The sequence below is a fragment of the Pseudoalteromonas peptidolytica genome (assembly GCF_012641745.1).
In the GTDB taxonomy this organism is placed as follows: Bacteria; Pseudomonadota; Gammaproteobacteria; order Enterobacterales; family Alteromonadaceae; genus Pseudoalteromonas; species Pseudoalteromonas peptidolytica.
This window is the reverse complement of record NZ_WEHZ01000012.1, coordinates 61,426-73,336: the sequence shown is the minus strand read 5'-3', so window position 1 is coordinate 73,336 and position 11,911 is coordinate 61,426. Positions and strand designations below refer to the sequence as shown.

Sequence of the window (11,911 nt, the reverse complement as noted above, 5' to 3'; positions counted from 1 at the left end):
CTGAAGCCCCTTTTGCACAAGCAAAGGGGCTTTTTTCGATCGGGCCTGTGTTAGTTTACGTAATAATACCAATTATCCTTGATACTTACTCAATTTGAAGGAGTAACTCTGACGCTAACTACGTTGAAAATTTCTTATTTAGAACAACTAAATAGCAAGTTTTTTTGCCTTGCCTATAGGGATATCGGTACCTTGTTGGTAGCGGAGTTATCGATAAGATTTTCTCGCTTCAAAATAGACCACTTAATTAAGGTAATTGGTATAAACCTGGAATTCGGATAATTAATGCCTTATCCAAACCTCAAATGAATATCGAAAACGCTAGATGGCACATAAAAAACCACATTTACCTCAGAAGATATGCCCAGTTTGCAACCGTCCTTTCTTATGGCGAAAGAAATGGAGACAAAACTGGGAAGAAGTGAAGTATTGCTCTAAACGCTGCGCAAGCAAGCGTACAAGCATTTCTAACTCACAATAGAAATGTCTAAGCGCATGATATTAATAGAAAGATAATTTATTGTAACATTTGCAAAATACGGAACAACACTATTGATAATCACTATCATCTACAATATCATTTGCAAAAATTAAGTTTATAGGGATTAATCATGCGCTCATTCAAACATAAATACCCGACGCTTTTCGCCAGCGTTGCTCTTGCCTTATCATGCTCAGTAACCGCTCAAGAGCAGAGTAAAACAACCCAAGAGGACATTGAAATCATTGAAGTTAGTCCAAGAGGACTGATTTCGTACGTTAGTGCTACGGCTTCAAAAACAGCGGTTCCAATTATCAAAACACCTGTTTCTGTCTCTGTTTTGACCGCACAACGTATCTCAGACTTAGGTGCTGAAACGTTACAGGACGCAATTGGTTATGTTGCTGGTGTTTATAACGGTCCTTATGGTGTTGACACACGTGGTGACTGGTCAAAAATTCGTGGCGTTGATCCCCTACTGTATGTAGATGGGTTACAAAAACTGTTCGGCAACTACAACAATACTCGAACAAACCCATACGCACTTGAAAGTGTCGAGATCCTAAAAGGCCCCTCTTCTGTTTTATATGGTCAGGGCTCTACCGGCGGAATTGTAAATGCAGTATCTAAGCTGCCAAATGCAGATACCGGCGGTGAAATTTGGGCACAAGTTGGTAACTATGAGCGCAAGCAACTAGCCATTGACTATAACACTACATTTGGTGAACAACAGGAATATCAAGCTCGCGCCGTAGCTATGTATCGTGACAGTGGCACACAGACGGATTACGTTGACGATAACACACTTATGCTGGCTCCAAGTTTTACCTGGCTTGCGTCAGATGAAACTAAAGTCACCGTGCTGGCCAACTTACAGCGTAATGAGTCAGGTTCGTCTACCCAATTCTTTCCACACGAAGGCACTATATTACCTGCAAAATACGGTCAAATTCCAAGTGAGCGCTTTGTCAGCGAACCAGGCTGGGATAAATATGATACTGATCAACAAGCGATCACGGCGATTATCGAACACAGTTTTGATTTAGACACCCACATTAAATTTTCTGGCCGATATAGCGACAGTACCGCTGAATATCGCACCATTTACTCTTGGCCACCTAAATTTGAAGCGGATAAACGTACTGTAAATCGTATTGCTAGCCTCACAGATTCAAGCGCGCGTAGCTTAACCATGGATCTGCAGTTCCATAAATACTTAGAGCTAGATGCGTTAAAACTCACTATGGTATCAGGTGTAGATTATCAAAATGCTGATACCGACTCAGATCGTGGCCGTGGAGTTGCAGCACCGTTAGACTTGTATAACCCTGTTTATGGCTTAAGTACAGAGTTACCAACGGCGGTAGTAGATAACCCTGAAAACACTCTAAATAATAAACAGCTGGGCGCTTACGCTCAAGTCACGGCTGAAGTAAACAATTGGGTACTCAATGCAGCACTTCGCTATGATGATGTGTCAAATCAGCTGCAAACTGAAGGCGCAAATAAAAATAGCCAAACTGCGACTACAGGGCGAATTGGTGTGTTATACCAGTTCGAGAATGGCTTAGCTCCATACGCAAGTTACTCAGAGTCATTCAAAGCTGTATTTGGTCAAAAAGCGCAAGGTGGTGCCTACAAGCCATTAGAAGGTGAGCAAGTTGAACTTGGCTTGAAATATCAACCAGCAGGCACTGAGCACTTAATTACAGCATCAATATTTGAAATAAAAGATAAAAACCAAGTTCGCAAAGTATCTCCTGAATTTGAAGTGCAAGACGGTGAGATTGAAGTGAAAGGGTTTGAATTGGAAGCACAACTTGAGTGGCAATACCTCGATGTCTATGCTGCATACTCTTATTCTGATACCGAGCAAGACATCACTCCACTTACCAGCATGGAGCTATTTGCAGCACAAGACTTAAGAACACTTATCACTGATGATGCTCCGCTTTCAGCAACTCCTAAACACCTTGCATCTGTTTGGGCAACGTATCGAGCGGATAACCTGCTTCCAGGGCTTAAGTTTGGTGCAGGTGTTCGACATGTAGGTGAAACATATGATGGTAGTCGTACAATCGTCCTTAACGGCCAAACACTACATGAGCAATTAGTCACTGATAATTTCAACCTCATTGACATGATGATTGGCTATGATATTGACCAGTATCAGTTCAGTCTACAAATCGATAATGTGAGTGACAAAACGGTCATCACCAGTTGTTTGTATCGAGGCGACTGTTTCTATGGGCAACGCCGTACCGTTAGCGCCAACGTAAAATACAAGTTCTGATAAACCAAGTATCAGGATAAGGGTTACACCAATTGACTCGGTCAGTTGGTGTAACAACATAGCTCAGTGTTTTTACCTGCAACGAGACCCATCGTTATGTGTAGATCCACAATTATGTAACCTCACCACATACACCTAACCTGCATCTTTAGTCACTGGTTTCATGTGCCTCTGCGATGACGCCTACTCATTTTCTCCTTAAAGACAGTGGGTTCGCCTGTTGACTTTTAAAGTTTAGCTAGAAAATGTACCTGCAAAAGGGTTTTATGAGTTATCATGCACAAAAATAAGATTTATGAGAAAATATCGTGAAAGAAAACATAAAGATAATAACTAACCTATCAATATCTAAACTTATTTTTAATTACCGGAAAACTGTAAGAGATGTTGTAAAAAAAATTGAAGTTGAAGACACAACTAACCTCCATAGGTATTTTTCTCACCTTACATCAAAATATAAAACTACACTCAGTAACGCGGATAACACTGAGCTTCACCAGCTTGCTAACCAAGCGGTTAACCTTGGTGTAATCTCTATCACTAAAAAAGATGTCGATCCGCCAAGTGGGTGTACAAAAGATTATTTATCCTTCGCCCCTTATTACTACGTTAATGAAAACACAAACCCTTTAATAAAAAGTAAAGAAACGGTACAGCATAGAGATAGTAGATCAAACCCATTTTTGGCGAGTATATCTGATAAGCCAAAATTGGCGCAGGTATGTGCAAGACTACATCTCGTTGCTTTGTCTTATTGTGATGCTCCAGAGCAACAAAAGATTGAATATATCCAAGCGCAAATAAACACTTGGTTTATTGATGGTGAAACAGCCATGAATCCTCACATGGAGTTCGCACAAATTATGCCATGGACTGGTAATCAGTATGGGTTGGGGATCATTGACTCTCGCTGGCTGTTACTTGCGATCGAGGCTTGTGCACTACTTAACGATAAGTTGGACACCGATACCCTACGCGGCTTCAAATTATGGCTAAAAGCATTCGCAGCGTGGATCCTAAATTCCAAGAGTGGCCTTACAGAAGTGGCAAGAAAGAATAACCGCGGAAGTTGGGTTGATGTCTTATTATCTTATATTTTATTATTTTTGAATGAGGAAAGGTGTGTAGCACTTATTTGCAATCATACTTTAAAAAATAGATTTGACGTTCAGTTTGATAATAATGGCGACCAACCATTAGAACTAACGAGGTATAACCCCGTAAGTTATTCTCTATATAACTACTACCCTATTAAATATATACTTTTAATAGATGAATTAATTAACAATCAAGGAAATAAAGAAAAAAAGTTAAAAATGAATAAAACCATTTCCAGACTTGAGGCAGCAATCACATGTCATGAGCGTGGCTCTATAGAGCACATTGACTTAAAGCTAAGCAACAACTTAAACCTTTATTATCCTTATAGTTTCGCCCAAGTAAATACATTTCCAGCTGTGATGCCAATCACTTCACAGGTGAAGCTAAATAGCCTTAGTGTTGAATAACTAATATCTTCCTTGCTGCCAAACTTATCGATAACAGCGTGTAATTCACTTCCAATAGCCAAATATAGGAAGTGAATTACATTAAAAGGCCATAAAAATATCTAGAGCAGGAATTATCCACCACTGAGCTTATATTGAATTAGAGCCATTACATTAGAATTGGTAACTTATCGCCACACTGCCATCCGCACGCTTTTTATTCGAGTCACTACTTTCGCCGTAGCCTGCTATGAACTTAACATGCCAGCCCCTTTGGTTAATGCTTGAAAAGTAATAACTGTAACTTAAGCCGACACCGTTGGTGGTTTCATCATCAAACAAGTTAATAATTGGCTCAAAAATACCACATACAACATCATCATCTTCTTCACAGGCGGGACCGACATCTCTCGCCCCAAGCGCGCCCGCAACAACACCTACAGCATGTTTATTATTCGCTGATACCGCACGCTCATAACCAAGTAATAAGCCATCATCAAGTCCAATGCGATAACTACCATACCATTTACTCTGATTTTGCGCTTGAGGAACCGACACCTCAAGTTGACCGAAAAATGGATATCCTGTTCCAACTGAAAACTCCACAGGGTTCGCTAAGCTACTTAAACTACAAAAAAGTGCAGCAACCCCAACGGTTGTGTTGACTAAAAATGATGACATTGACTTATTCCCTCTGTGAAAAAGCAGAAAATAGTGAGTCACGTTCCTAAAGTCAACACGATATTTGTGAAAATTTCTTCAAACTAAACCTGAGTAATGCGTGAAAGTTCAGTAATAAATGTATCGATATCCGCCTGCTCAATCCCCAAGTGGGTAACCAATCTACACCCCTGGTAGCCTGGAGTGATGTTTATCCCTTTTCTCTTTAACTGCTCAGCGATAGTGAATAAATCTATGTGAGGCTCAACTTCAACAAACACAATGTTTGTCTGTACTGTATGCTTACATGGCTTAAACCCCGGGACTCGTTCAAGTTTTTCAGCTAAATATTGTGCATTTTGATGATCTTCGTTGAGGCGTTCCACATGATGCTGTAACGCGTAAAGGCCAGCCGCTGCAAGCATACCTGCTTGACGCATTCCACCGCCCAGCATTTTTCTTAGTCGACGCGCTTTTTCGATAAATGCTTTATTACCCAATAATAAAGAGCCAATTGGCGCACCAAGTCCTTTGGAGAGACAAATCGTAAAAGAATCAAAATGCTTGACAATTTCTCTAATATCCACATTTTGTGCTACAGCGGCGTTATACACACGAGCACCATCTAAATGCAGCATTAATCCGTGTTCGTCACATAATGCTCTTGCCTTTGCTAGATACTCAAGGCTAAGTACCTTACCACCAATGGTATTTTCTAAACTGAGTAGCTTGGTATTAGCAAAGTGAAAATCGTTAGGCTTGATAGCTTGCTTGATCCGTTCTAGACAAATACTACCATCAGCCTCATTTTCTAGAGGTTGTGGTTGGATTGAGCCAAGCACTGCCGCACCACCCGCTTCAAACCTATAATTATGCGCCTGTTGGCCACATAAATATTCGTCACCTCTTTCACAATGACTCATTAACGCCAGAAGGTTTGCTTGCGTGCCAGAAGAGGTAAATAGCGCAGCTTCAAACCCATGACGCTCAGCCGCAAATTGCTCTAGGGTATTTACCGTCGGATCGTCGCCATAAACATCGTCACCAAGTGCTGCATCAAACATACTTTGCTTCATCTCAGGCGTCGGTAGCGTAACTGTGTCAGATCTAAAGTCCATCAATCATATCCAAATAAAATGAGATGTACTCAGCATAACCGAAAATTGTCCACAACAGAAAAGCTGGACGAAAAAAGGAGTGTCGGTTTTCAGCTGCTCACTCCTTGAAAAGTCTATTATTTTTGTTACTACTATTGCAACCCAGGCCAAGTGCCGTTGTTAATTACTTTAGGATAACCTGGGTCTACTTTATCTAATGTAATGCTGTATCTCAGGTAACGACCGTCATCTAAAAAGAAGTAAGCACGTGTACTGTTCCACTTTAAAGCAGCGCTTATCTTGCTCGCATAGTCGCCCATCCCCGGCCAAGTGCTATCATTAATGGCCTTAGGGTAGCCACTATCAACACTGTCATCTCCTAAATCATAGCGTAAGTATCGACCATCATTTAGGAAAAAATATACTTTGTCAGACGTCCAGCGTAGTGTCGTCGTTATTTTGTTCGCATATTCAGCAAGCCCCGGCCACGAGCTGTTATCTATGGCTTTAGGATAACCCGTTCGTACCCTATCATTTTGTACGTCATAACTTAGGTACTGCCCCGTAGATAAAAAGTAATAGACCGTATTACGGTCTTTGTAGAAACTTGCCTGAATTTGCTCTGCATATTTTGCAAGCCCCGGCCAATTGCCGTCCGTCACCGCCACAGGATAACCATCATCAGTTTTATCTAACAAGGTGTCGTAACGCCAATAGCGTGCATCTTCAGAAAAAAAATAGCTTTTAGTGTTGTGCCATTGATGTGCTGCGGTCAAATTAAGCTCAGTCACACGATAGCCAACATAGACGCCCTGCTGCTCAAAGCTATAGTCATTGATACCAGAAGTTGGGGCTGAATCTTGCCACTGCGACACACCCGCGGGTAATGTCTCAAGCAATTGATTATTACGATAAACCCGAGTAGGCGCATGTGCATCATCAAGCCAGGTAAAAAGTTTATTGGCGTAATTTAGCTTACGGATCCCTACATCACCATACAGTGATGTACTCTCAAACCCCGCTTGGACACCCGTCTCTATTCCCATAAAGGATAAGATAGTCGGTACAATCGCAGTTTGTGCCGGGTAGCCATACAAACCAGAAAAGTCCGTATTAGCAGGGTTAACAGCCTTCGAACTAAATTCCTTATTCAGTCTCTTGTTAGAAGCTATGAAAATAGTTTTTTCTGGTTCTGTTTGCTCACCATGGTGACAACCAACAATCGGCGTGCGACCGTGATCTGTCGTGACCATCACTAACCAGTTTTCACCTTTTCGCTCTTTGGCTTCAACGGCATCAAGAAGCTTGCCTAATCTCTTATCTGCATCTTCGACCGCTTTATTGTACGCAGAGCCGAAGCATAAGGCATGCCCTACGGCATCTGGCTCATCTAAATGTAGAAAAACGAAATCTGCAGAGTCATTATGTAATGTCGCCAACGCTTTGTTCAAATTATCATCATCACTGCCGCCTTCTGACCTTTGCTTCATTAAAGTGAGATCGCTTCGAAAGAATTGGCTATGGATAGGCCCCCAAGTGCTAAAGCTCGCAATATGAGCGCTGGCGTCATGCTCTGCGATATAACGATAAAGGCTAGGATAGGCGTTATTCGCCAAGCCAGAGTCATTACTTGGGACTTGATGTTTGTTCACCCAAACTCCCGTTAAAATCGTTGCCCAGCCTGGGCCACTTTTGGTTTTTTGCTGTGTTTGAGTTTTTGAGAGCCCGCCTGTATACGCTTTACTTAGAAATAAGCGGTCAAAATTTGGGGTATGATTGCTGCCAATTTTTTCGTATTGCAATCCATCGATCCCAATCAGCAATACTTTATTTTCAAGTGCATCTGCACAGGCGGTGAATGAAAGTGCAAGTAATGCACTGCGAAGCACGGGTAATTTCATTATCTTTCCTTTACTAAGATTATCTGGACTAGTCCAAAAAAGATAATAGGAGGCTAACGTTAAAATCTATTTACAAAATAATTACATTGAAGTTTATTTACCCGACTTTTAGATCTGCGGCACTACCACTGTGATCGGCCAACAGCTCAAGTCGCTAAGAGTAACTATACTGCTTTGCTCAAATATCGTCGGCACATGAAAAATACACAAGCGTAAGCGCTTTTTGAAATAAACGGCAAGAATGGTGTTGCTTGACAAGAAACCAGCATTACCTGAAATTAACAATCATCACTCAACATGGATAATAAATATGAAAGTATTCGCTGCGCTTTTTGTCACACTTTTACTCACGACTGGATGTACCTCTACACAACCTAACAATATCCATCTTAAAAACTGTGAAAAGACACTACAAGAATACATAACGTATCGAGATGCTCAATCAGCGGCTGATTACCGCAGTGTTTTCACTGATAACGCTACATTTACCATACCCGCACTCAAGATTAGTCTAACAGGTGCAGATGACATCGTACTGCGGCAACAGCAAGCCATAAGCAAGACAAAAAGTATGCACATGATGACTAGTGCCAATATTAAACATATAAAATCTAATCTGTATGAGGCAAACAGTTACTTTGTGCTCCATCAACAGGCAATAGGACAGCCACATGCACCAACCACTATCTTCAACGGTACTTATGAAGATACATTAATAGTGCAAAATAGTCGGTGTCTGATAAAAAGCCGTCAGGTCAATATTATAAAAAAACAAGTCTGGTGAGCCAATTGTGCAATTTTGTACAAGACATATCGCGTTAAGGCGGATACCCTTCTTATCAATGGGGAGAGAAATATGCAACATGCAAAGTTTAGTTTTCACCGTGATCTCGGTGGCTTAGAAGTACTTCATAACATTGATAAAAAAGAGGACTTTGGCAGACATAGTCACAGTGGCTACACCCTAGCCTTAGTTGAGAGTGGCGCGCAGAAATTTTATCGCTCTGGTGGAGAGCACGTTGCTCAGCAACATAGCATTATTTTGATAAACGCAGAGCAAGTACATGACTGCCGAAAAGCTTCCGCAGGCCCTTCTTCATATCGCTCTTTGTACCCAACGCCCGAGCTTTTTAATCAACTTTTGGGAAGTGGCAGCGCCATAGCACCGTTTTTTCAAGATGCCGTAGTACATGATCCAACGCTTGTACAATTAATGAATGCTACATTCAATGTATTAGAGTCTGAAAATGGCTTATTAGCAAAACAGTCTCAGCTGGTAGCCTTACTGTCTTATCTGAGCCAAAAGCAAGGTAATGTGAGGCTTGAAGGGAAACAAAAATCGGTAAAAGCGCGCATCCGCACCGCCCAGCAGTTTTTATTGGACAATCTGTTTGAAGAGGTTTCACTCGATAAACTTGCCAGCCTTGTTGATATGAGTCCTTTTTACTTTATTCGAGTATTTAAGTCACAAACAGGCCTCACTCCCCACGCATTTCAAATTCAGCATCGCCTCAATCACGCAAAAGCACTTATGCGCTGTGGTAAAAGTGTTGCACATGCAGCTTTGACTGTAGGATTTTACGATCAAAGCCACTTTAATCGTCATTTTAAAAAAAATATGGGGATCACGCCCAGTCAATACAGTAAGGCCTGTTAACCATGAAAGTTGCAGTATACAAGGGCTTTTGGGATATGCTACCGCTCAACCTAGCAGTGCTCCCATGGGGAATATTATGTGGCTCTCTGGCCGTACAAAATGGTTTTACGCCATTAGAAGCGCAGCTTATGTCTTTACTCGTTTTTGCCGGCTCTGCGCAGTTGGTGGCAATAGAGCTTATTGCAAAAGATACCGCTTTGATCACCTTGCTCATCACCACATTTATCATTAGTGCTCGACACTTGCTGTATGGTCTTGCTATTCGCAATAAGATGGTAGATAAGCCACTCAAATGGCGAAGTTCTATAGCATTTTTTCTAACCGATGAACTGTTTGCATTTTCTCACCACCATCGCGCATATCAGGGGAAACTCAGGCTGCTTTATGCTCTGGTTGCTGGCGGAAGCTTTTATGTCGCTTGGAACCTTTGGACACTCATTGGCATTATTGCAGGTCAGTTCTTACCAGATTTGACCAATTTGGGGTTAGATTTTGCTATTGCAGCAATATTCATCGCGCTGGTTATACCAAGCATTACCACAGTGCCTATTTTATGCGCCTGTATCTGCTCTGCCATCAGTATTCTGATATTTAAGCTAGTCCACTTTGAGTTTGGGTTAATCGCATCAGCGTTACTTGGCATGACCGTTGGATATTTGCTACAAAGTTACAAGGAGCGCACATGATAACAACGATTTTAGCAATGGCCTGCGTCACATTCGCGACACGATATTTATTTCTCGCAAAGCAGCTGCCCTTTACTATCGGACCTAAATTGCAGCGATTTTTAAGCTTTAGCGCTCCGTGTGTACTCACCGCAATTTGGGTACCCATTGTGTTTATTCAAGATGAACAACTCGCACTGAGCGTACATAATCCTTACCTAATCGCTGCAACCTTTGCTGTGATACTCGCATATCGGTTTAAAAACTTATATATCACCACGCTTGGTAGCCTTGTACTCTTCTATCTACTGTATTAACACCCGTCTGATGTTTAGCCAATGGTGTGCTAAGAAATAGTCACTGCGGTGGGCTCAAATCCCAGCTGCATTAATACGCTCTGCTCAGCGCGTAGCTCTAGTTGCGGCTGCGCGGCTTGCTCAACGCGGGTAAAGCGCCCAGTAACATGGGCTTCACGCCCAATTGCAGCGGTAGGGAAAACCATATCACCTTGTTCCACCTGAATATTCACATCAAGACCGTCGGCAACTTGTAACGTCATCCAGCAACCTAACTTTTTGCACACACTGGTCACGACACCTTTGAGCGTGATGACATCACTACAATACTCATTCAAATTGGGTAAGATATGCTGTACATCTATCAATTTTGACATGTCTGCTCCCCCCGCAAATTCTAGAGGGCTAGAAAAACTAAAACGGGAGAAAATCGCAAGAGACAGTGCTGTTAATTTTATCGAATCCTTCATATTTCAGCTCCACAGCGTATATGTTGTTCTTATACGCGTCACTTGTCAGGCACCATAAAAAAGCCCCCTAGTGACGTTAATTGCACTATTATATAAAAGTACAATTTGCAGCTAAAATCAATACAAAAGTTAATAAAATTTAAATTAAAAGTTAAATTACCAATCAATCACTGTTGAAATTGATAGTAAAAATGTAGAGTCGGCGTAGCTGTCAATATCATTACTTTCGTATCCTAATGACATGCTCCAGCTGTGTATCGCGTATGTTCCAGTTAAATGCCAATGTGTGTAGTCATCATCCTCAGATTCCCATTCAAACTTATCACTGTCAAAGCTCATAGAATGGTCAACTCCTAGTGTGATAGACCAGTTATCGTCGAGTACAACGGTGTGAGTTAACATGACAATACCGTGCCCTGCACCGGTACCAAAGTAATCCCACGCATACCAAAAATTCAAGCTGGTATGGCCATAACCAAGCTTGGCGTAAGCTTCAGCATAATTGTATTCTGAACTCACGTCATCGCCATGGTAGGTATATTGAGAAACACCAATATCTAATGTTACGTTGTTAACTAGTGTAAATTTATACCCTCCATAAATATCTCCTTCAAAGTCAGTGCCATCACCAAAATCGACCTTTGAAACCCAGCCCCCTGCGTACCACCCAGTATCGCCAAGCCAATCTAAACTGACCTGTATTACTTCGTCTTCTTTACTTTGACTTACCCCATTGAACAAGTAATCCGAAGCCAATGTAATGGTTGAAGAGGCATCAGCATTTGCAAGTAGTGGACTGAGTAAAAGTGGTACAAGCCAATATTTATTCATGATCGATTCCATTGCTAAGTTCCGTATTAGCATCAAGCATAGAACAGTTTTTTTGATCTTGATCCATTTACAA

At 41.5% G+C, this 11,911-nt stretch carries 12 protein-coding genes; 7 read left to right on the top strand and 5 right to left on the bottom strand.

The window, feature by feature from the left end; all coding sequences use genetic code 11:
* Positions 1 to 325 precede the first annotated feature (325 nt).
* The 3 genes from F9Y84_RS09970 to F9Y84_RS09960 all read left to right on the top strand — a co-directional run bounded on the left by F9Y84_RS09970 (position 326) and on the right by F9Y84_RS09960 (position 4,282).
* A complete protein-coding gene (locus F9Y84_RS09970; protein WP_147390032.1) occupies positions 326 to 481 on the top strand; it encodes a DUF2256 domain-containing protein in 156 nt (51 codons plus the stop codon).
* 130 nt (positions 482 to 611) lie between these two features.
* Positions 612 to 2,774: a TonB-dependent siderophore receptor gene (locus F9Y84_RS09965; protein ID WP_147390033.1), complete on the top strand. Its 2,163-nt coding sequence runs from the start codon at positions 612 to 614 to the stop codon at positions 2,772 to 2,774.
* A gap of 308 nt (positions 2,775 to 3,082) precedes the next feature.
* A complete protein-coding gene (locus tag F9Y84_RS09960; RefSeq protein WP_167508267.1) occupies positions 3,083 to 4,282 on the top strand; it encodes an alginate lyase family protein in 1,200 nt (399 codons plus the stop codon).
* A 153-nt stretch (positions 4,283 to 4,435) separates the two neighbouring features.
* Here F9Y84_RS09960 and F9Y84_RS09955 read toward each other — a convergent pair whose 3' ends face one another.
* From F9Y84_RS09955 to F9Y84_RS09945, 3 genes are all read right to left on the bottom strand, one after another.
* A complete protein-coding gene (locus F9Y84_RS09955) occupies positions 4,436 to 4,942 on the bottom strand; it encodes a hypothetical protein (RefSeq protein ID WP_147390035.1) in 507 nt (168 codons plus the stop codon).
* 83 nt (positions 4,943 to 5,025) lie between these two features.
* A complete protein-coding gene (gene ltaE, locus F9Y84_RS09950) occupies positions 5,026 to 6,039 on the bottom strand; it encodes a low-specificity L-threonine aldolase (RefSeq protein ID WP_147390036.1) in 1,014 nt (337 codons plus the stop codon).
* 131 nt (positions 6,040 to 6,170) lie between these two features.
* The gene (locus F9Y84_RS09945) at positions 6,171 to 7,919 is read right to left on the bottom strand and encodes an alkaline phosphatase family protein (protein ID WP_147390037.1); all 1,749 of its coding nucleotides are present in this window, start codon (positions 7,917 to 7,919) and stop codon (positions 6,171 to 6,173) included.
* Between the two features lie 310 nt (positions 7,920 to 8,229).
* Here F9Y84_RS09945 and F9Y84_RS09940 point away from each other — a divergent pair, with 310 nt between their 5' ends.
* The 4 genes from F9Y84_RS09940 to F9Y84_RS09925 all read left to right on the top strand — a co-directional run bounded on the left by F9Y84_RS09940 (position 8,230) and on the right by F9Y84_RS09925 (position 10,558).
* Positions 8,230 to 8,703 carry a nuclear transport factor 2 family protein gene (locus F9Y84_RS09940; RefSeq protein WP_147390038.1) on the top strand — a complete coding sequence of 158 codons (474 nt, stop codon included), beginning with the start codon at positions 8,230 to 8,232 and terminating at the stop codon, positions 8,701 to 8,703.
* 72 nt (positions 8,704 to 8,775) lie between these two features.
* Positions 8,776 to 9,576, top strand: a complete 801-nt coding sequence (locus F9Y84_RS09935; RefSeq protein WP_147390039.1) for an AraC family transcriptional regulator — start codon at positions 8,776 to 8,778, stop codon at positions 9,574 to 9,576.
* Positions 9,577 to 9,578: 2 nt separating this feature from the next.
* Positions 9,579 to 10,262, top strand: coding sequence for an AzlC family ABC transporter permease (locus F9Y84_RS09930; protein ID WP_125251663.1), 684 nt, complete (start codon positions 9,579 to 9,581; stop codon positions 10,260 to 10,262).
* A complete protein-coding gene (locus F9Y84_RS09925) occupies positions 10,259 to 10,558 on the top strand; it encodes an AzlD domain-containing protein (protein ID WP_125251664.1) in 300 nt (99 codons plus the stop codon). Before F9Y84_RS09930 ends, F9Y84_RS09925 begins: the two co-directional genes overlap by 4 nt.
* A 29-nt stretch (positions 10,559 to 10,587) precedes the next feature.
* On the opposite strand, the gene F9Y84_RS09920 is transcribed toward F9Y84_RS09925, so the two are convergent.
* Both F9Y84_RS09920 and F9Y84_RS09915 read right to left on the bottom strand, forming a co-directional pair.
* Positions 10,588 to 11,007 carry a DUF4920 domain-containing protein gene (locus F9Y84_RS09920; protein WP_125251665.1) on the bottom strand — a complete coding sequence of 140 codons (420 nt, stop codon included), beginning with the start codon at positions 11,005 to 11,007 and terminating at the stop codon, positions 10,588 to 10,590.
* A 156-nt stretch (positions 11,008 to 11,163) separates the two neighbouring features.
* Entirely contained in the window at positions 11,164 to 11,838 is a 675-nt protein-coding gene (locus tag F9Y84_RS09915) for a TorF family putative porin (protein WP_147390040.1), read from the bottom strand.
* Positions 11,839 to 11,911 lie beyond the last annotated feature (73 nt).

What these genes read in the sequence shown, in the direction of transcription:
- F9Y84_RS09915 (WP_147390040.1), bottom strand. Translation starts at nt 11,838, where the DNA reads ATGAATAAATATTGGCTTGTACCACTTTTACTCAGTCCACTACTTGCA.
- F9Y84_RS09930 (WP_125251663.1), top strand. Translation starts at nt 9,579, where the DNA reads ATGAAAGTTGCAGTATACAAGGGCTTTTGGGATATGCTACCGCTCAAC.
- F9Y84_RS09955 (WP_147390035.1), bottom strand. Translation starts at nt 4,942, where the DNA reads ATGTCATCATTTTTAGTCAACACAACCGTTGGGGTTGCTGCACTTTTT.
- F9Y84_RS09945 (WP_147390037.1), bottom strand. Translation starts at nt 7,919, where the DNA reads ATGAAATTACCCGTGCTTCGCAGTGCATTACTTGCACTTTCATTCACC.
- F9Y84_RS09920 (WP_125251665.1), bottom strand. Translation starts at nt 11,007, where the DNA reads ATGAAGGATTCGATAAAATTAACAGCACTGTCTCTTGCGATTTTCTCC.
- F9Y84_RS09970 (WP_147390032.1), top strand. Translation starts at nt 326, where the DNA reads ATGGCACATAAAAAACCACATTTACCTCAGAAGATATGCCCAGTTTGC.
- F9Y84_RS09965 (WP_147390033.1), top strand. Translation starts at nt 612, where the DNA reads ATGCGCTCATTCAAACATAAATACCCGACGCTTTTCGCCAGCGTTGCT.
- F9Y84_RS09935 (WP_147390039.1), top strand. Translation starts at nt 8,776, where the DNA reads ATGCAACATGCAAAGTTTAGTTTTCACCGTGATCTCGGTGGCTTAGAA.
- F9Y84_RS09940 (WP_147390038.1), top strand. Translation starts at nt 8,230, where the DNA reads ATGAAAGTATTCGCTGCGCTTTTTGTCACACTTTTACTCACGACTGGA.
- ltaE (WP_147390036.1), bottom strand. Translation starts at nt 6,039, where the DNA reads ATGGACTTTAGATCTGACACAGTTACGCTACCGACGCCTGAGATGAAG.
- F9Y84_RS09925 (WP_125251664.1), top strand. Translation starts at nt 10,259, where the DNA reads ATGATAACAACGATTTTAGCAATGGCCTGCGTCACATTCGCGACACGA.